The sequence below is a fragment of the Candidatus Nanosynbacter sp. TM7-008 genome, from assembly GCF_022828245.2.
Lineage (GTDB): Bacteria > Patescibacteriota > Saccharimonadia > Saccharimonadales > Saccharimonadaceae > Nanosynbacter.
In genome coordinates this window covers 276075-296425 of sequence record NZ_CP157587.1, presented here as the reverse complement: position 1 = coordinate 296425, position 20351 = coordinate 276075, and the positions used below count along the sequence as shown (strand labels likewise).

General features: G+C 45.2%; 18 protein-coding genes and 2 tRNA genes. 15 read left to right on the top strand and 5 right to left on the bottom strand.

Annotation, left to right across the window (positions count from 1 at the left end; genetic code table 11):
* The first annotated feature begins 63 nt into the window (after positions 1-63).
* Positions 64-276: a hypothetical protein gene (locus LRM48_RS01545; RefSeq protein WP_243812457.1), complete on the top strand. Its 213-nt coding sequence runs from the start codon at positions 64-66 to the stop codon at positions 274-276.
* Positions 277-400: 124 nt separating this feature from the next.
* On the opposite strand, the gene LRM48_RS01540 is transcribed toward LRM48_RS01545, so the two are convergent.
* A tRNA-Leu gene (locus LRM48_RS01540) sits at positions 401-487 on the bottom strand.
* A gap of 103 nt (positions 488-590) precedes the next feature.
* On the opposite strand from LRM48_RS01540, the gene LRM48_RS01535 reads away from it, so the two are divergent.
* The gene (locus LRM48_RS01535; RefSeq protein WP_243812458.1) at positions 591-1994 is read left to right on the top strand and encodes a sortase; all 1404 of its coding nucleotides are present in this window, start codon (positions 591-593) and stop codon (positions 1992-1994) included.
* A 9-nt stretch (positions 1995-2003) separates the two neighbouring features.
* Here LRM48_RS01535 and LRM48_RS01530 read toward each other — a convergent pair whose 3' ends face one another.
* Positions 2004-3500: a PEGA domain-containing protein gene (locus LRM48_RS01530; RefSeq protein ID WP_243812459.1), complete on the bottom strand. Its 1497-nt coding sequence runs from the start codon at positions 3498-3500 to the stop codon at positions 2004-2006.
* Between the two features lie 89 nt (positions 3501-3589).
* Between LRM48_RS01530 and LRM48_RS01525 the strand changes: the two genes are divergently transcribed.
* The 7 genes from LRM48_RS01525 (at position 3590) to LRM48_RS01495 (ending at position 10589) form a co-directional block, all read left to right on the top strand.
* Positions 3590-4612 (top strand): DUF4367 domain-containing protein, encoded by a 1023-nt coding sequence (locus LRM48_RS01525; RefSeq protein ID WP_243812460.1) that lies wholly within the window; start codon positions 3590-3592, stop codon positions 4610-4612.
* Between the two features lie 29 nt (positions 4613-4641).
* A complete protein-coding gene (gene gltX / locus LRM48_RS01520; RefSeq protein ID WP_243812461.1) occupies positions 4642-6087 on the top strand; it encodes a glutamate--tRNA ligase in 1446 nt (481 codons plus the stop codon).
* Between the two features lie 38 nt (positions 6088-6125).
* A complete protein-coding gene (locus LRM48_RS01515) occupies positions 6126-7232 on the top strand; it encodes a DUF3048 domain-containing protein (RefSeq protein WP_243812462.1) in 1107 nt (368 codons plus the stop codon).
* Positions 7223-8749, top strand: coding sequence for a sensor histidine kinase (locus LRM48_RS01510; RefSeq protein ID WP_243812463.1), 1527 nt, complete (start codon positions 7223-7225; stop codon positions 8747-8749). The genes LRM48_RS01515 and LRM48_RS01510 overlap by 10 nt, the downstream gene beginning before the upstream one ends.
* A gap of 8 nt (positions 8750-8757) precedes the next feature.
* On the top strand, positions 8758-9138 hold the full coding sequence (locus LRM48_RS01505) for a response regulator transcription factor (protein ID WP_243812464.1): 381 nt from the start codon (positions 8758-8760) through the stop codon (positions 9136-9138).
* Between the two features lie 15 nt (positions 9139-9153).
* Positions 9154-9921, top strand: coding sequence for a hypothetical protein (locus tag LRM48_RS01500; protein ID WP_243812465.1), 768 nt, complete (start codon positions 9154-9156; stop codon positions 9919-9921).
* A 185-nt stretch (positions 9922-10106) separates the two neighbouring features.
* Positions 10107-10589, top strand: coding sequence for an NUDIX domain-containing protein (locus LRM48_RS01495; RefSeq protein ID WP_243812466.1), 483 nt, complete (start codon positions 10107-10109; stop codon positions 10587-10589).
* 167 nt (positions 10590-10756) lie between these two features.
* Here the strand turns inward: LRM48_RS01495 and LRM48_RS01490 are convergent.
* A tRNA-Glu gene (locus tag LRM48_RS01490) sits at positions 10757-10831 on the bottom strand.
* Between the two features lie 117 nt (positions 10832-10948).
* Here LRM48_RS01490 and LRM48_RS01485 point away from each other — a divergent pair.
* The 5 genes from LRM48_RS01485 to der all read left to right on the top strand — a co-directional run bounded on the left by LRM48_RS01485 (position 10949) and on the right by der (position 16754).
* Positions 10949-12931 carry an ATP-binding protein gene (locus LRM48_RS01485; RefSeq protein ID WP_243812467.1) on the top strand — a complete coding sequence of 661 codons (1983 nt, stop codon included), beginning with the start codon at positions 10949-10951 and terminating at the stop codon, positions 12929-12931.
* Positions 12932-12983: 52 nt separating this feature from the next.
* Complete coding sequence (locus tag LRM48_RS01480) at positions 12984-14006, top strand: response regulator transcription factor (protein WP_243812468.1); 1023 nt, start codon at positions 12984-12986, stop codon at positions 14004-14006.
* Positions 14003-14710 carry a pseudouridine synthase gene (locus LRM48_RS01475; protein ID WP_243812469.1) on the top strand — a complete coding sequence of 236 codons (708 nt, stop codon included), beginning with the start codon at positions 14003-14005 and terminating at the stop codon, positions 14708-14710. The genes LRM48_RS01480 and LRM48_RS01475 overlap by 4 nt, the downstream gene beginning before the upstream one ends.
* Positions 14711-14793: 83 nt before the next feature.
* Positions 14794-15300, top strand: a complete 507-nt coding sequence (locus tag LRM48_RS01470) for a hypothetical protein (protein WP_243812470.1) — start codon at positions 14794-14796, stop codon at positions 15298-15300.
* A 20-nt stretch (positions 15301-15320) separates the two neighbouring features.
* Positions 15321-16754, top strand: a complete 1434-nt coding sequence (gene der, locus LRM48_RS01465) for a ribosome biogenesis GTPase Der (protein ID WP_243812471.1) — start codon at positions 15321-15323, stop codon at positions 16752-16754.
* 859 nt (positions 16755-17613) lie between these two features.
* Here the strand turns inward: der and LRM48_RS01460 are convergent.
* Positions 17614-18582 carry a GTP-binding protein gene (locus LRM48_RS01460; RefSeq protein ID WP_243812472.1) on the bottom strand — a complete coding sequence of 323 codons (969 nt, stop codon included), beginning with the start codon at positions 18580-18582 and terminating at the stop codon, positions 17614-17616.
* 43 nt (positions 18583-18625) lie between these two features.
* Here LRM48_RS01460 and pth point away from each other — a divergent pair, with 43 nt between their 5' ends.
* Positions 18626-19186, top strand: coding sequence for an aminoacyl-tRNA hydrolase (pth, locus tag LRM48_RS01455; protein WP_243812473.1), 561 nt, complete (start codon positions 18626-18628; stop codon positions 19184-19186).
* Between the two features lie 8 nt (positions 19187-19194).
* On the opposite strand, the gene LRM48_RS01450 is transcribed toward pth, so the two are convergent.
* Positions 19195-20316 carry a DUF475 domain-containing protein gene (locus LRM48_RS01450; RefSeq protein WP_243812474.1) on the bottom strand — a complete coding sequence of 374 codons (1122 nt, stop codon included), beginning with the start codon at positions 20314-20316 and terminating at the stop codon, positions 19195-19197.
* Positions 20317-20351: the final 35 nt, after the last annotated feature.

Below are 20351 nucleotides of genomic sequence, written 5' to 3'. Positions count from 1 at the left end.
GACTCATCAAAGGGCGAAAGTAGCCCTTAGTCGTGAGTGAAGCACTTCTTGAAAGGAAGTGTCATGAAAAAAATCTGGATCGTATTCATCATGATTATCACGGTTATCGTGATCATCATCATCCCCGCCCTAGCAGGAGCCCTAGTCGGAGCCTTGGCTTCGCTCGTACTCGCCTTACCCACACTCCCCACAGCACTTATTGGAGCGCTGGGCGGTGCCTGCTCCGGGCTCGCATTCTTGCTGAATGCGAAAACAAACGGGAATAAAGGGCTGTAAAGCCCGCAGAAAGGAAACAGCTCGCCTGGAAGGCTATAAAGCCTCGGCACAATGCCTTTCTGTGGGCTGTTTTCTTTGCATAAAAAATCGCCCAAAATGGACGATTATCACCTGAAGCTGCCTCTGGTACCGCGGGCCGGACTTGAACCGGCACGAGCTATTGCTCACCAGATTTTGAGTCTAGCGCGTCTACCAATTCCGCCACCGCGGCACAAGAGAACGCTCCAAGCTACCGTATGATTGTAACACAACTAACAATTTCTCACAAGCACGACTTTTATTTGATATCAATTTGACGTATAATAGAAGAAGTTATGTATCCGACGGATGATCAATCAAACGGTCGAGTGGGCATGCCGGTATCAGATCAGCGCCGATCTCTCACGCCGCCAACTCGCGACTCAGCAGCCTCACGAAATGCCGCTGCCGATGTTATTCGTGGGCAACTTGACGCTATTTATTCCAGATCAGAAGAGCAAAGTTCTGCGCCAGAAAAAACTCAGACGCAACCATTTTCCGCTCAATTGCAATCAAAGCCCGAAGTCCGATCAGAACAGCCCAAGGCACAAATAACCAAACCTCAGCAAGCTTCAACAGCGCCACAGCCAGAGCTAAAAAAAGACTCTGTTAATCACGCTATGCGGACGGCGCCAATTGCCCAAACCCAGATTCAGCCAGAGCCGCAAATTAGCAATTCCGCTCCCGCAAACCAAACCGCTCAAACTCAAAATTCAGCCGTCCACACTCAAGTTTCGGCTGACCAATGGAAGCAATACCACAGCGCTTGGCAGAAATATTATCAGATGTATTATGAGCGTTACTACGCTGGCGACATTGCGGCAAAGAACCGTGAGATTTCTCGATTAACGAGGGAAAATCAGAATATCACGCCAGTAGTCAGCGAAGACGAGCCTCTGGACCCGCAAAAAGCAGCCATCAAAGAACTCCGCAGTCAAATTCAGCAGAAGGTTCGCGACTCCGCAAATAAGGTGAAAAAATCCCGACATTTTGTTCCGGCGATTGCTGGATTATCGGTGTTATTAGTCTTCATGTTTTTGCAATATAACCGCGTTATTTTCGGCGCGGTCGCAGCCTATACAACACCTGGCGCAATTAACCCGCAAAACATCATCGTTGACGCCTCCACTGACGTAACTGTCGGACCTGAACCTAGGATTATCATCCCAAAGATTAACGTTGACGCGCCGGTCATTTACGGCGCCGCCAGCGACACAAAATCGCAATCAAAAGCCATGGAGAAGGGAGTGGCTCACTTTTCAATTCCTGGCGCCAGCGCCGTGCCAGGCGAAGTCGGAAATGCCGTATTTGCCGCACACTCCAGTAACGATGCTTTTGCTGGTGGCGATTATAAATTCGTCTTTGCTCAGAATGAAAAGTTGGTCAAGGGCGATATTATTTACATGAATTACAACGGGAAACGCTACACTTATAAAATAACCTCAACAGAAGTTGTAATGCCTACCGAAGTTTCAAAAGTTCAGATTAACACAGATAAGCCAATGCTGACACTTGTAAGTTGTGTGCCTTTAGGAACCGCAGAAAAACGACTTCTTATCTTTGCGGAACAAATCAGCCCAGACCCAAGCAAAGCTACTGCGACATCAGAATCCAGCTCAAATCAACAACAAGGAAATAAATCAAATATTCCAGGAAAACCCGAGCCGACTTTGCTTGAGAAGTTATTCGGCGGTCGATAAACTAGCTATTTAATTAAATAGCCCAATCGAACCATTGTCCATATTCATTTTACTCAGGACAATTTTTTCAGAAGCGTTGGTCGTCAATCCGTAAACGTATCGCTGGTTCGAGGACAAAACAGAATCCAAACCAGGCTTAACGTCTATCAACGTATGAGCGTTCGTGCCGTCAAACTCGCGAATCTCCATTTTTCCTGACGCAGAAACACTACGGATATAGAAATTGTCAAGCCACTTCACTTCCTGTGCCACGCCGATATTAAACGCGCTCGACAATTCTTTACGCTCCAAATCGTAAGTCTGCAGCACTGCGCCGCTTTGCGCCACGATAAATCGCCCAGCATTGTCCATCGTTATGTTCGTAATCGCATTATCAGTCTTAATAATCTTCGCCGTTTTTAAGAACTCTTTTTGGCGGTCCTTAGAATCTGAAATCTCACCTCTGTAAATTGTCATATTTTTGCCATCAGTCAAAACCACGGTGTCTTTATTGAAATAGCGAGAAATTCGAATTACCGGGGTAGAATCGGTAGCAAAAGTGCCGATCACGAACGACTCTTTCCAATCTCGCTTCCAAATTCCCGCCACTTTTTTACCATCAACAGTAGCCATATAAGACAAACGATCGTCGCCATAAAGCTTGAAAGATTCGACGCCAGTCAAGATTGGGCTGGAAATTGTCAAGCTATCAAGGTCAACTCGCCTCAATTCGCCAGTTTCCTGCAGAGCGTAAGCTGTGTGTGCGCCAGTTCCCGCAAAGCCGATTTGCTTAATTCCAAAACCAGTCATAGCCGTTACGTCAATAATTTTCTCTGGATTTTCTCTATCAAAAACCAACCACTGCACGCCCGTAGTGTTATTTTCCGCTGGATACGAATGCTTCACTAGCGCGTAACGAGAATCGCGGTCCCATTCCGACACGATAAACGTATGATTGTCAGAAGACAGGGAATAGCCAGCCAAAACGCTCGTACTTAATGCATGCTCCGTAAACTTTTCCTTATCTTTGTTCGTGTCGCGAATGTCGCCAATTGTCAGAATCGGAGTTTTATCCTTAACGCCAAATCCCATCAAGAAATTACCAGCTGGCGACAGAGAAACGGATTGTAATGAATCGAACGTTTTTACCTCGGTAGTTTCGCGTTTTGTCGGAATCAATCTGGCGTAATTCAAATTCGTAACGGTATCGGACTTGATATTCAACGTTTTTTGCCACGGTTCGTATTTATCCAATTTCATCGAAAAAGTGTGCTTGCCAGGAAGAACGGTGCTTTTCGTCGGAGTGCGGCGCAGCTCCATATCGTCAACATAAACCAGCGCCCCGCCAGGATGTGATTCATATTGGACAAGTCCAGTTTGTTGCAATTCTTTCGTGTTTGGATCAAACGTATAGCCGAGCATTCTAAACGTCAAAAACGTAAGAAGAATTATAAGTGATAATGTCATCAGCGTGTACACAAAGGTCCGCCGCGCGAGCTCTTTAGTGCGATTCTTTTTCTGGTACATAATTACGAAAATTATAACATATTTTTACACTTGAAAAAACCTTAGGCGATTTGTACTATAATATATAGGAATAAACATTAGGGGGATTAATGGCAAGTAAAAACTACGTGGTTATCAATGGACGAGCTTACAACACTATTACTGGAATGGTAATGGATGATATTAAGATTGAAAAATCTGAAATAAAAAAAGAACAATCAATCAGTAGGCGCGGCACATCTGTATCAAATATTCACGCTGCACATGTTCAGAAATCCAGCACATTGAATCGTCGGCACGTTAAAATGCCGCAGCGTATGCCATTGGCTGCCAAACCCCAGAAAGCTCGCGTCGACGTGAAGCAACATGTCGCCGTGAAGAAGTTTTCTACGCCAATTGTCAGCAAACCGGCTCCTCAGAAAATTGCCATTAACCGCCCAGCCGAAGCTCACCCCGTTACTCGTCGCGCCCAACAAAGATCTCTTAGCGTTGATAATAAATTGCGAAAAGAACGCCAGCCTCTGGCTATGAATAACAATCCGCTTGTCGCTACGGCTCCGCAAAAAATAGAAAAGCCAGTCGCAAAAACCGCTCATCAATTGAAAAACGAAGCGATTGAGAAAGCTTTGTCGAATGAGATTATCAGCAATAAAAAAGCACGCCGACGCCAGAAAAAGGGCGGCGCCTTGCGTTGGTTGAATACGTTTTCTGTTGGTTTTGCGGTGATGCTGCTAGGTGGTTATTTAACATACTTAAGTATGCCAAATATTTCCATAAAAATGGCAGCCGTTCAATCAGGAATTGACGCCAAATACCCAGGCTACAAGCCAGACGGCTACGCACTGAACGGACCTATCAAATTCAAATCGGGCGAGGTCTCTATGAAATATGCCTACGCTGACGGAAGCTCAGGATATACCATAACCCAGCAAAAAAGCGGCTGGAATTCGTCAGCAGTGAAAGAATTTTTCTCTGAGAAACACAAGAATCCAAACACCACAATGATCGATGGATTGACAATTTACAGCGGCGGAAAAGAAGCGGCTTGGGTGAACGGCGGAATCCTATATCAAATCAGCGGCGACGCGAACCTTTCAAGTAGCCAAATTGAAAAAATCGCCACTAGTCTGTAACTCATCAGATAACGTGTTATAATTTACTCATGACTATTAGAACTCGTTTTGCGCCAAGTCCGACTGGCTATATTCACTTAGGCAACGTCCGTACCGCGCTATACACATACCTTGTCGCCAGAGCGCATCAGGGAGATTTCATCTTGCGCATTGAAGACACGGACCAAGCTCGGTTCGTCGAAGGCGCGGAAGAAATGATTTTGGAAACTCTAAATTGGCTAGGACTAAATTGGGACGAAGGACCAACTCTTAACAATCCAAAAGAAGAGTCTGGCAATTTTGGTCCATATCACCAGACAGATCGCCGCGACATTTACATAAAGTGGGCAAAGAAAATGATTAGCGAAGGGCTAGCTTACGCCGACCCATACACGCCCGAAGAAGTGCAAGTTTTCCGCGATAAAGCCAAGGCTGAAAAACGAGCATTCCTATACCGCGACCATCGTCCAGAAAATCCGCCAGAGTGGCAACTTGGAATGCCGCTACGCTTCAAAGTTCCGGAAATTAAGCGATATTCTTGGAAAGACGCCGTTATGGGCGAGTTGTCAGCTGGCCCAGAAGCCTTGGATGATTTTATTCTGATCAAAGCGGACGGTCTGCCAACCTACAATTTTGCGCACATCATTGACGATTTCGAAATGCAAGTCACGCACGTGATTCGCGGCTCGGAATATATTGCCAGTACGCCTAAATACCTATCGCTTTACGAAGCGCTTAAAATTACGCCACCAATTCTGGCACACGTGCCACACATTATGGCGCCATCGGGAAATAAAAAACTTGGCAAGCGTGACGGCGCTAAAAGCGTAACTGAATATCGATCAGAAGGAATTTTGCCAGAAGCGATGCTTAATTTCTTAGCGCAACTTGGCTGGAATGACGGCACGGAACAGGAAATTTTCAGTAAAGCTGAGCTGATTGAAAAGTTCTCACTTGATCGAGTCCAAAAATCTGGCGCGCGATTTGACGAACAACGACTTATCTGGCTGAACGGTCAATGGATTCGCTCACTTAGCTTGGACGATCTTTATTCTCGCTGCCAACCGTTCTGGGGCGGAGAAGCCAAAAACGCCGACGAATCGTATAAAAAGCGCGTTCTGGAATTGGCACAAGATCGCTTGAAGACACTACAAGATTTGCCAAAGTTAACGAGCTATTTCTTCGTCGAGCCTGAAATTGACACGAAATTAATTGACGGAAATAAGCAACTTCGCAAATTGACCGACGACGAGCGACGAGATTTATTGACAATTGCTCGCCAAGAATTCGAGAAAATTACAGATTGGACGCCAGAAGCAATTCAGAATTGCCTTAATGAATTACTAGAAACGACGGGGCAGAAGCCGGGGATTTTGTTTAGTCTGGTGAGAATTGTGACGACGTGGGCGCCGTTTAGTCCGCAACTTAACGACACGCTGGCGCTAATTGGCAAGGAAAAAACTCTGCAAATAATCGATAATTATCTACAAAAATAGTTTATTCGTGCGCCGAAAATGCTATACTAAGCATAAGCATGAATGTTGAAAAAATAGATAAATCAGGACAAAAAAAGAGCGCCCGCTGGGAGTCGTTCAAAGAATGGGTAAAAAAGCATATTCTGGCAATTGTGCTCGTGGTGAGCGCGGTGGTTATCGCTGGAGTTTTCATAATTGCAATTCACTCCATAAAATACGAGCAGACTGCTAGTGCGGATCTGAAATTACCAACTAAAAAACCCGCGCCGAAGAAGTTTTATTCGCCATTGACTGGAATGGAAATCGCGAACGAAGCCGCCGCGAAGCTACCCGTAACTGGCGTGATGATTGAGAATAGTCCAGCCGCCAGACCACAGTCAGGACTGAAGAAAGCTGGCGTGGTTTATGAAGCCGTGGCAGAGGGCGGAATTACTAGGTTTTTGGCTCTGTATCAAGGGGAGAAACCTGCGCTAATCGGTCCAGTACGAAGCTTGAGATTGTACTATTTGAGCTGGGCGGCGCCGTATCAAGCATCAATCGCACACGTTGGCGGAAGCCCCAACGCTTTATCTCAAGTCAGAAACGGCAATTATCGCGACATCGACCAGTTCTTTAACGACGGATCATATTGGCGATCTCGCGACCGCTACGCGCCGCACAACGTCTACACTTCAGGAGAAAAACTTGACCAATTGAACAGCGCAAAAGGTTATAACAATTCCGAGTTCACCAGCTTCGCGCGAGCAGACGGCAAACCTGTCGAATCGCCAAACGCCACATCTGTAAGCATAAACCTCAGCGGCTCACTCTACAACACTTCATACGCCTACGACAAGGCGTCGAATTCTTACCTCAGGAGCATGGCTGGCGCGCCACATACTGATAGAGAGGACGGGCAAATTGCCCCAAATACTGTCGTAGCTATGGAAGTTGGCGTTGAAGCTCGGGCTCAAAATTACGATGGCTACGAAGACATCAAAACGACAGGATCCGGCAAAGCTTACATTTTCCAAAACGGCACAGTCGCCACCGCCACTTGGTCAAAAGCGGACATAAATTCGCCGCTTAAATTGACAGACGAATCTGGAAAAGACGTTGCCTTAAATCGCGGGCAAACATGGATTGCAGCCTTCACACCAGGAAGGGGAAGTGTTTCATGGCAATAGATCCGGCATCTAAAACCCTACGCGAGTACAAACAATATTATTACCGAAAAGTCATATTAGTCCTATTATCAGCGAGCGCCTGCATTATATTAGGACTGGGAATCGCGCTCCATTTTACGGCAATTTCCATATTCCAGCTAAATTTCTGGATTATCATTTTAATTACTGCTATTTTACAAATCCTATTTTCAATTTCTATCGTTAAAATCATCGCTGCACCGCTTAATAAAATTCTGGCGGCGCTTTCTCATAAAATTGGCGAACCGACAACCGACACTCCGCCAAACCCCAACGATAAACGCTACGAAAAAACCGGATTTAAGACGGCACTTCAGGCAATTTATGGCGATTATCAACCAGAGCAAAAATCAGCTAACGACAACGACAAACCAAAAATCCCGCTCACTCAAGCCCTGAATCAAGCCAGTACCGGCGTCGTGATTCTTAATTCCAACCAGAAAATTATCTTCGCCAATTCCGCCGCCCCGATTTCCAGAAACGCAAAAGGCGAGGATTTTCTAGCGCTTGATTTTCTAAACGAACCGAGCATTTCCGATTGGCTTCACGAAATTGCCAATGAGAAAATCAAAGCCGAGCGCCGCTGGCAACGCATTAGCACCAACCCCGACATCATCCAAAAAACGCGGATTTTTGATATCGTGGCTTCATTTGAGAAAGGTGCCGCCGCCGAAACTGTCATTTTTCTCATCGACAAGTCTAAAGGATATTTGCCAGAAGAGGAGGACCTCAATTTCATATCATTTGCCGCCCACGAACTCCGCGGACCGATTACAGTCATTCGTGGATACCTGGACATCATCAACGAAGAGTTTGCTGGACGCTTGCAGGGCGATGAAAGGCAACTTCTTGATAGGTTGGTCGTTTCGTCCAATCGCTTGTCTAGCTACATTGACAATATTCTTAACGTCGCCAGATATGATAGACATCACTTGAAGGTTTATCTGCTGGAAGACACTGTCGCTAATATTTACGCCTCGATCGCCGATGATATGCAGCTTCGTGCCTCAACTCAACACAGAATGCTCAGCGTCAATATTCCAGATGATCTGCCGACAGTAGCCGCTGATCACGGAAGTATCGGGGAAGTGATTGGTAATCTAATTGACAATGCCATTAAATACAGTTTTGAGGGCGGGTCCGTAACCGTTTCCGCGGAGAAAAAAGGCGACTTCGTGGAAGTGTCCGTCGCCGACAATGGAATTGGTATGCCGGCGAATGTCGTGGACAATTTGTTCCACAAGTTCTATCGATCACACAGATCACGCGAGGCCGTCGCTGGGACGGGAATTGGGCTTTACATTTGCAAAGCCTTTGTCGAATCTCACGGCGGCTCGATAATCGCTCGATCCCGCGAAAATGAAGGTTCAGTCTTCTCGTTCACTTTGCCAATTTATGCTACAGTTAAAGATAAATTGTTAGAAGACGGGCAACTGAATAATCAATTGATACGAAAGGGTGGCGGCTGGATAAAAAATCACGCCATGTATAAGGGCTAGGAGGAATTATGATAAAGACAATTTTATGCGTGGAAGATGACCGTTTTATTGGCGAAATGTATGTCAGGAGTCTGCAAAAAGCGGGATATGATGTGACGTGGGTGGTCGACGGAAATGACGGACTAGTGGCGGCGCGCAACCAAACTTTTGACCTGATAATCCTCGACTTAATGCTGCCAGAACAGCGTGGTGACCAGATTTTAGACGCACTGAGAAATAACAATGTCGATTTGGTTCCGAATAGTAAGATTTTGATTATGACCAATTTTGAACAGGACGAAGCTTCGCGTAAATCCGTTATGAGTCGCGTCGATGGATATCTGATTAAAGCCGACATTACGCCGCGGAATTTGATAGAAGTCGTTAAACAGATGAGCAGCGACGACTAAAAATATTTTGACGCAATGAAAAATGAAGCTGAGTACATTAGTAGAAAATATTTAAATCATGACAGCAAATCTCCTTATCTAGAATGCTCTCTACTAGGCTTAGGAAAGCGTAAAGCAAAAAGGATATTAAGCAACTGGCATTCATTCGAGAGTCCAGACATATACACTAAATATGATAAAACAGTATATGGTCTTGAGCATTTTAAATATGACGCTCGTAAACGTAACAAAAACGGAAGTCAGCAACGCAGAGATGAGATGAAAATAAAACAATCTGCTGATGAAAAAATTCGAAAAAAGATTAAAACTGAAAATTCCGTAACTATACACGAAGAAATAAAGTCAGTGCCGAAACCAGAATATTATAAAGACAACTTCATAACATCGTTCAAATTACACTACTCAAAGATAGATCAATACAAAGAAAACTTGTCAAGTAAACTAGGAGTAGACAGGGAAAACGTTGCTATATGGTTTATAGCAGAAGATGAGACTATACTAGGCTCCCGCTTTGAGCCTGAGTATGATGACAATATAAATACGAGACCATTCTTCCCGTTATTTTTTCCAGAAATAGAAAATCTATTCATTGAGAGTAAAAACCTCGAGGGAATAATATTTATAAGCGCGAAAAATCCCGATTATAAAACTCTTACTTTAGTAAAGAGAGACGAACGTTCAGTGAAGGAGTTGAAGATGTGTCACAATTATCATGGAGAGCCGCTGTTTTTCTTTGAAAACCCTCAATTAGCAATGTTCACCGGAAAGATTAACATAGAATAATAAAAAATAGCCCTTCTATGGGCTCCCACGGCGTCTCACATGCAGTGCAATTTATTAACCTGCCCGCCTTAAAGGTTACCCTTGCGCATCCTTTTGACCGCGCACCACAATTAAAGTAAAATTATAGTATGCCTCATATACATAACCAGCCTGGCCAGCACGATATATGCGTTAGCGGATATATTGTGAAAATAACAGAGAGTGCCGAACCTCGGATTATTTTGCATAAGCACCGCAAGCTAAACAAGTTATTGCAGTTTGGCGGGCATGTCGAGCTGGACGAGACACCGTGGCAAGCGGTCTTACGGGAAATAGCCGAAGAATCTGGCTACGACAAAAACCAGCTGAGGTTGTTGCAGCCGCGCTACAATAGACTTGCTTCATTGCCTGGGGTGAAACTACACCCTCAACCGATCGCGATTCACACATATCCTGCTGGTGGCGGGCATTATCACACGGACATAAGTTATGCGTTTATTACTTCGGAAAATCCGATACATGATATAGCTAGCGGCGAATCCAACAACATTAACCTCTTTAGCTTGAGAGATTTAAAGAAGCTTACATCAAAACAAATATACGACAACGCCAAAACCATCGCTACGTATACTTTGACCACAGTGGTTGAGGAATGGGACGAGGTGGATTTGTTACTTTATAAACTCTAGGACATCCCTAGTTATGAGACCATACAGATCGTCAATTAGACCATCTACGTACGGTTTGTAGTATGTGTCTATATGAAAAGTTGAAGAATATTGAGAATTGAAGCATACTACTTCACAAATTAAAAAAACACCTTCATGTAGATGTTTTTTAATAAGTTAACTATTCTTGGTGACCCCACCGGGAATCGAACCCGGGTTGCCAGGATGAGAACCTGGTGTCCTAACCGCTAGACGATAGGGCCGTAACTCCATAGATTGTACCACGAAAAGGGGAGGCTTGTCTACTTTTCCGCATCCATACAACCTCTATGTCATATTTATCACTTGAGATTTTTCTGAAAATTCGCCATAATAAAAGCATGAAAAAGGGCGGGATTTACTTTAAGCCTCACGCAATTTCCAGATTTTGGTTAAGACGGTTGTGTGAAGTGGCATTACTGAGTTGTTTCACGATCATTCTTTTATATGCATGGGCACGATTCATACCGACCGGCTATCAACTACCAATAGGATTATCGGTCTCAGATTTGGCAGCTGGCGTGGCAGGAATCGGCAGCTTAATTGTGCTGATTTTATGTTTTTGGCTTCCCAGAAAACACGAAACTGAAATCGGAATTTTCGTATATTTGTTAACCGTCGCTGTCGCCGTAACCACCATAATTACCAGCGGCGGAGTCGTTTCGCCATTCCTGGTTATGTGGATTATCGTGGCAATTTTCGCAGGATTTTTCGGCGCAATAATCTTAGGAATGATGGGACTTTTGGTTATTTTGCAGATTGTAGCCACCAGCGTTCAACAGGGAATAAACGTGCAATTCATCATCGGCTACCTCTTCTTCGGATTTTTACCTTTGATTTTTAGCCTCGTTCTATGGATTCGCCGCCAAAAAACTGATGACAATACATCCAATCTGGAGAATAGACTTTCCGCGGTTGAAAGTAAATCTGACGTAGTGATTAATGCCATCGACGACGGCGTTCTGGCTATTTCCAAAGACGGCAACATCGAACTGATAAATCCGTCCGCCCAACAAATCATAGGCTGGGACCAAGGCGACGCGCTCGGGCTTAATTGGAAAAGTGTCTTAAAACTTGTCACCTCAGACGGAAAAGATGTAGAAGACCTCGAGAATCCAATAGCTCAATCTTTATCAAAAAACCAGCCAACGCACAACGATAAATTATTCCTATTGACCAGCTCTGAAAAACGCATTTTAGTGTCAATCGTCAGCTCTCCAGTCGGCACGGACGGCGAAGGAATCATTGTAGTTTTCCGCGACATCACCAAGGAAAAAGCCGAGGAGCGCGAGCAAGCCGAGTTTATTTCCACCGCCAGCCACGAGATGCGTACGCCAGTTGCGTCAATTGAGGGCTATTTGGGTCTGGCGTTAAATCCAGCCACCGCTCACATCGACGAGAAAGCCCGCGATTTCATTACCAAAGCCCACGAATCGGCGCAACATCTGGGACGATTATTCCAAGATCTTCTTGATATCAGCAAAGTCGAAGATGGGCGAATGAAAAACAACCCGAAAGTCATCAACGTAAACGAATTTTTGAAGGATATTTTTGATGGTTTGGCGACAAAAGCTAGCGAAAAGCAGCTCAATTACATCTTTATGCCAGACATCGTTGGCGAGAGTAAAGAGAAGTCATTGCAGCCGATTTTTTATGCCAATATTGACCCTGATCATTTTCGGGAAGTTGTTAGCAACTTGATTGAAAATGCCATCAAATACACACCGTCGGGCGAAGTTGTCGTCAATGTTACCGGCGACGATAAGCAGATTTCCGTAAGCGTAAAAGACAGCGGTATTGGCATTCCCGCCGAAGATATTCCACATTTATTCCAGAAATTTTATCGGGTGGACAATTCTGACACGCGAGAAATTGGCGGAACTGGCTTGGGGCTATATTTGAGTCGCCGCTTGGCCGAGGCGATGTCTGGAAACTTGCGAGTTGAAAGCAAATATAAAGAGGGAAGTACTTTCTATCTGGAAATTCCTCGTATGAATAGTTCGGAAGCTAAGCAGCGATTAGAATCTGCGGAAGTTAAAAAGCCCGAAGATAAAACGCCAGACTCTTTGGCTTCAGGAAAAATTGAAATTGCCACAGAAGAGAAGACGGAAGATGTCGCAACTGAAAATAATAGCGAAATTGTCGATTCAAATCCAGCCGCAATTGCAACTCCAGAGAACCCAGCTCCAGCCGTGCCTACAGTCCCGACGACCCAGCCAGAAACTCCACAACCAGCCAGAAATTCTTCCGAGCCGACGTTGGCTGAAATTGAGGAAGAGTTGCGTAAAAAGCGCCAGCAACTATCAATTCCTGGTCGCGAATAATAACCATAAGGGCTATGGATTTTTTGTCAAAACTTCAGTATAGTATAAACATATGACAAAAATTTTATTGGTTGAGGACGACAAAAGTTTACGCGAAATTTACGGTGTACGACTTTTGGCGGAGGGCTACGATATCGTTTCGGCGGGCGACGGCGAAGAAGCTCTGGCCATGGCAATTAAAGAACGTCCGCGATTAATTTTAAGCGACGTGATGATGCCGAAAATCTCTGGATTTGATATGCTGGACATTTTACGCTCAACGACAGAGACAAAAGACGTTAAGGTGATTATCATGACCGCACTATCATCAGAAGATCAGCGAAAACGCGGCGAGCAACTTGGCGCTGATAAATACTTGGTGAAGTCTCAGGTGGGAATAGAAGACGTCGTGAGGGCAGTTCACGAAACCTTGGGAGATCTTCCGGGAGTCGGCACAAATCCAGTGCCAGTTTCACAACCAGCTCATACATATGAGCCAGCCACTCCAGCACCTCAGCCAACTCCAGCAGCGCCGCAGCCAGTTACTAGACCTGATATTTCTTCATTGTCACCACAACCAGCCGCCCCCGCTGCAACGCCAACAGCTTCTTTAGTAAATCCGCTTATGCAGCAACATCCGCAACAGGCATTCGCGCCGGCGCTACAACCGCTACCTCAGCTAGCGCAGACTCCAGCACCACAACCGATTCCAACACCGCAGCAGCAGCCAGCAACTCTGCCGCAACCTATGGCGCCATTTTCATCACCTGCGCCGCGACCTTCAGGGCTTGGTGATCGCATTATTCAACCTTTACCAGCTGATGATTCTCAGAATTCGGTAGACATCTCTAAACTTATGGCAGAAGAATTAGACAATACGCAGAGAATTTCTCAACCAACTCCAGAGCCTCAACCAGTGCAGACTCCAGCACCGCAACCGATTCCAACGCCTCAGCCACAACAGCTAGCACCAAATCCTATTGAGCAAGCTAGCGTAATACCTCAGGTCCAAGCACAGCCTCAGGAGAAAAACATTCCACATCAACCATCAGAACCTCAGTCACCACAATTTCCACCGATAAATCCGCAACAATGATAAACCCAGACACAAAGCAAGAATCTTGGCGCCTCAATAAATTCGTGGCGCTGTGCTCGGGTGTTTCCAGGCGGAAGGCCGACGAATTGATAGAGAAGGGAAAGATTATCGTTGACGGTCAGCCCGCCAGATTGGGTCAACAAATCTCTGACGCAAATAAAATTTCCTATAACGGCAAATTGCTAGAATTGCAATCCAAACAGCTCATCATCCTGCATAAGCCAACTGGATATCTTTGTTCGCGCGCTTCTCAGGGCGGCGTTCCGACAATCTACAAATTATTACCGAAGAATCTTCACCACTTAAAACCTGTTGGTCGCCTGGACAAAGACAGTTCTGGGCTGATTCTCATGACGAACGACGGCGATTTTGCTCACAGCATGACACATCCGTCGTTTTACAAGATTAAGCGATACCTCGTTACAATCGACCAGCCATTGCAACCTCTACATCGCCAAATGATCAATGATTTTGGTGTGCAGCTTCCTGACGGGCGCAGTCAATTGACGCTAGAAAGACAACACGAAGATGATGACTATCACTGGATAGTGGAAATGAGCGAGGGAAGGAATCGTCAAATTCGGCGAACTTTCGATGCGTTAGGTTACACTGTTAAAAAACTCCACAGAACAAACTTTGGCAATTATTCGCTCGGTGAACTCAAGAGAGGCGAATGGCGAGAAGAGAAATTCACGAATTCATAATTTACTCCGCGGCTCTTTACATTTTACGGTAAATATTGTAATATAGCTTTTATGCTAAGTTTGATAGAAAGTGTAATTGCAAAATGGAAACGCTAGGGCGCGAATCTGAGCCCTTGTCCTCAGAAAAACTAAGAGCAGTCATACGTAACCTTAAGGAAGAAAGATCGGATACCATAGAAAGATTGTTCTATGAGAAAGATAAGTCCAACATTTTACCAAAATTCCTAGAAAACCAAATCTACGCTTACATCGAACTTATTAAAGAGGTTGAGAAACATACTACGAAATTTGAATATCCTATATCTGTAGCGTTCAAAGATGACGACAATAACGTGTACTATTGCATAAATAACCCCGAAGAAAATTGTTACATAACACTTTGCCCAAATCCAATTAACGAACAATCTCCAAAGGTCTACATCCACGATTACGCCAGAGAATATAATAGCGACAGCAGAGAATGTACACTCGTCGTAGCCGCGCCTGAGAAGTTCACAATAGAAAATAACCCGAATTATTTTACAGATTTCCTGAAAATAATTCGTCCGTGCGAGGCTTACATAAACAGTGTGCTCGCCAAAATGTCTTAAAACTGCTATAATATACAATCATGTCTAAACTACCAACAGTCGCCATCATCGGGCAAGCCAACGTCGGCAAAAGCTCACTATTCAATCGCTTGACGCGCTCTCGCACGGCCATCGTCGCCAGAGAAGCTGGCACGACACGCGACAATGTTGTTGGTAAAGTCTCATACAAACGACGCAACGTCGACTCTACGCCATCAGATGACTATTCGCAATTTTGGCTCATCGACACAGCTGGACTTAAAACTGCCGAGGACGAATTTGAGGCGACCATTCAGGACCAAATTGCTGACGCATCTGCCGCCGCTGACGTGATCCTCGTAACAGTTGACTCCACTGTTTATCCTTCTGACGCTGATCGACAATTGGCCAAAAAAGCCCTAAAAAGCGGCAAGCCAGTCATTTTAATCGCCAATAAAGCAGACTTAAAAGGCTCTCTTTCTATCGACGAATTCAAACGACTCGGCATTAAAAACATCATAAAAACTTCCGCCGAGCACAGTATCGGCATTTCGGAGCTTCTTGACAGCATTGCCGAACTTATTCCACCAGCCACCGAAACCGCACCTGACGACATCATCCGCGTCGCACTAATCGGCCGCCCGAATGTCGGAAAGAGTAATCTATTCAATACCTTAGCGGGCAAACAGCAAGCCATCGTCGCCAACGTCGCCGGCACCACTCGCGACGTAAACCGCGTTCAAGTTCGTTATCACGGTCAGACGATTGAACTGCTCGACACCGCTGGAATTCGCCGCCAAGGAAAGCAAGAAACGGGAATTGAGAAGTTCTCAGTTCTTCGCACCATGCAAGCCATAAACGAAGCCGACGTTTGTCTGCTTCTTATGGACGTCAATGAGCTTAACGTTCAATTGGATCAGCGCCTAGCTGGAATTATTGACGAGGCGGGCAAGGGGCTTGTTCTGGTTGTCAGCAAATGGGACTCCGTCAAAGGTAAAGACGCTTACACACACGATGAAATCGCACCACAAATCAGCTATAACTTCAAGTTTACGCCATACGCGCCGTTAATATTCACCTCTTCTGTCACTGGGCAGAATGTCGCTAAGTTATTCGACCTAGCGCTTGATATCTATAAGCGTCGTCGCCAAGAATGTAAAACTCGCGCCTTAAACGATATTTTACAGAAAGCTATCGCCGCACATCCGCCGGCTGGTCTGAAAAATTCACACCCGAAGCTGCGCTACATTGTCCAGACGGACGTTGCTCCGCCGTGGTTTGTTATCTACGGCAGTAATCTGAAATTCGTCCACTGGAGCTACAAACGTTATCTGGAGCGAACTCTGCGTGAAGCTTTCAATTTTGCAGGAACGCCAATTAAAATGTCTTTCCGTGACGAAAAGCAATTAAAGGCCAATCGCGAACGCGTCGCCCGCGGCCTAGCGCCCGTTACCAAAGCTTACAAGCAAGCCAAAAACGCCGAAAAGATCGCTTAATCTTATTCTTACAGCAATTTCTATTGACTTTTTTACACATATGTATTATAAATACTATCAGCTTTCGGACAAGTTGAGTACATCCTTGCCCGAAAGCGCACTTTGACAAGCAGAACTTTGAAAGAGGTGATGATAGATGTGCCCTCCAGATATTGCGGTGGTGCATCGCCCCCAAAAAGGGGCTATGGCTTGGCTCTTCAATAGAGTCATGCCGACAGACAGCAGACCAGTGTTCGTCTGGCCTAAGCTAGTTGCCGCAATCGAAGATACCGGAAACTTTGGCAAGCGATGGCTCACTGCCATCGCAACAGGATTGATTATCGTAACAATTGCCACGATAAAAGCGCTACTGATGATTCCGGGGCTTGATAGCTCCGTAGTCGGACTGCTGACTAGTATCTTTGAGACGTTCCTCCCTGCGAGATGGGCGACAGGGGCTGCCTGGATTGTTGGTGCAACGGGAGTCTTTCTCATGGGAAACTTCACGAGCTACACGAAAAAGCAGAAGTCTCTGCAGAGTCTCAAGGCAACCGGATGTGGGATGTACAACACTCTATTGCTCTTCGCACTACTGGAGGAGCAAGCTTTTCGCTCCGGGAGCGAGAGGTGGAACTGGCGCGAACGAGTGCGCGCTAGCGTATGCTTTGGACTCCTGCACGTCACAAACATCTGGTATAGCATGCATTGTATAATGCCATAGCCATCAGTCTCATTGCTGTTGTAGTAGCAGTCTACTTGGCGATCGATATTGCCAAGCTGCTGTAGTCTCCTGCGAACCTCTGTCAAAGTCTCTGCTTGTCATGTTCGCTCCATAGATGTGTATCTATGCTGATGAGTCGGAAACGACGAAAGCGAACTTTTATTCAAACATCATCAATTGCGCCGACAAAACTTCACGCGTAATTTCGTCCGCACGTTCACCAATTAGCACAATTTTTGCTGGCTCTTCCGCCGCAGAATTAGCTATTTGAATCTGATTTTCCGTTGCCTCCAAATGATGCCGCACGCCATTATCATCAATAAAACAGCCCTTCATTCGCCTGAGTTTATAAGCATCAAAAAGTTCCGGCCAAATTTTTTCCAGAGTCGCCGCAGCAATTTTCATACCAGAAACATCCAGCACCGCATACGTCGGATTATCCGGCACGACCAACTCGCCATCGTACTTATCGAAAAACGTTAGTAGTCCCGACGGCGTCGTCATTTTATTGACATCAAATTTACCTCGTGGCGCGCTCAGTATTTTTCCGTAAGGCAGGGAGCTCAGCTTGGATTCATATCGTAGTCGCTCGTCGTCACCTAGCAAATCTTCTTTGGTCACTAAAATCATGTCCGCTGCTTGCAACTCAATTTCATGCGCCGGCTCAATTCCATGTAAAATCTCATGTGCGTCAATAACATAAAAGCTCTGCGCCAACTCATACTTATTGAATATTTGTGCATTAATCAATTTTTCAACCAAATTCATCGTTCGTGCCACACCAGTCGCCTCAATAAACACTGGGACGGGGGAATTGCGACAAAAGTCAAGTAACATTCGTGTCAATGCATGCTTCGACGAACAACAAACGCAATCACCAGCCAAAGTCGTCACAATATCCGCCAACTTTTCCAATCGATAACCGTCAACGTTTTCATTAGCATATTCATTCTCAATCACCCGAGAACCCTTATAGTCACTTTGTTGCAATAAGAACTCAAGAACACTAGTTTTCCCAGCGCCCAACGAGCCGTTCACCAAATACAACGGAACTTTATCGACAATCGCTCGCCCATCATCAAACGGCGCATTAATGCTAAATTCCAAATCATCATCGCGTTTTGCCATATGCTTATTATACGTCATTTTCACAAGGTGATATACTAAGTCTATGAAAGTCATCTTAGCATTGGGAAATCCAGGCGAAAAATACACAAACACGCGGCATAATGCTGGGTTTTTGGCTATTGATAAATTTGCCTCAGAGAATAATGCAGTTTTTTACAATAAGCCAAAATTTTCCGCTGATATTGCCGAACTGAATATTTCTGGAGAAAAAATCCTGCTGGTTAAGCCAACTACTTTTTACAACGAGGTCGGAATTTCCGCCCGAGCAATCTTAGATTTTTACAAATTGACATTGGACGATTTACTAATTATTCACGACGACACGGCACTGGATTTTGGTAAAATTCGAACTCGCAAAGGCGGACGAGACGCGGGCAGCAACGGATTAAAATCCCTTCACGCTCACGTCGGATCAGACTTTTGGCATATTCGTATTGGCACAGATAATCTGCTCAGACGTCAAGTCGGTGACGTAGATTTTGTACTAGGCAAGTTCAACTCAGATGAGCAAAAGATTCTCCAAAGCTGGATATTGCCCGAATCAATTAACTTGGTCGAGAAGTTTATTAACGAAACTATTGAGCCGTTCAGTATAAAATATTAAACCAGATTCTAGCGTCGTTTTCGCGGCACAATTTTTGAAGCGCCGTTCTTCAATTGCTCTTCGGCTTGATGCAATTTTGTAGCCGCAGCTTCTTGCAAATTGATCGATCGGGCTTCCAATATACTGCTGCCGACCGCCAGACTCACGAACAATAAGCCCAAGCCGCCCGTCGCCCATTCCGGCAATTCCAAGTGGAATAATTTGGCAATCATCATTACGCCGAGCGCCATAATTGCCCAGTGAGCGCCATTTTCCAAATATTTATATTTACTAAGCGCGCCTGTTCGTAATAAATATACGGTTAGTGATCGAACCCAAATCGCTCCAGCGCCCAGTCCAGCCACGATTAGTAGCACGCTGTTGGTAATGGCGAACGCACCAATCACACCGTCAAAGCTAAAGCTGGCGTCCAAAATTTCCAAATATAACAAGCTAGCGAACGCCGCCCAGCCGGTTTTAATCTTAACTGATTTCGCGTCATCTTCATGGAAAAATGATCCAAATAGTTCCAACCCAATATGCAGCACAATTCCAAGAACCGCTGAAATCAGCACCAAAGATTTATGCGGCGCCTCGACCGTAAAATACAAAATAGCCGCCACGCTAAGCATTATGCACACCTTAAAATTCTCAAATCGCCCAGCCTTCGCCAAGATCGGCTCAACATGTCGCATCCAGTGAACACGCTTGTTGTAATCGATGAAATAGCTAAGCCCAATCATAATCAAAAACGCACCACCAAACGCGTCAATCATCGGCGACGCCTCGTGCAGGATCTTGCCGTACTCGACAGGTTTATGTAGCGCCAGATTGACAACATCCATAAATCCATGACCGCTCGCAATCATCACGATAGCAATTGGCAATATAAATCGAACAATAAACACCGCCACAAATATGCCAGCCGTCAGGAAGACTTTCTGCCAGACTTGACTCATTCCCGCCAAAACTTTGCTATTTATCACCGCATTGTCGAAGCTAAACGTAACTTCCAAAACCACCAAAATAGTAAATAGCCAAAGACCACTAACGCCCATATGGCTAAAAATCAAACTGCCCAAACCTAAGGTCAATAGGACCGAAAACCAGAAAATCCGAAACGGATGATGTGAATGTAAAAGATGTTTCATATTGATTTAGTATAGCATAAGCATGGAGTATAATT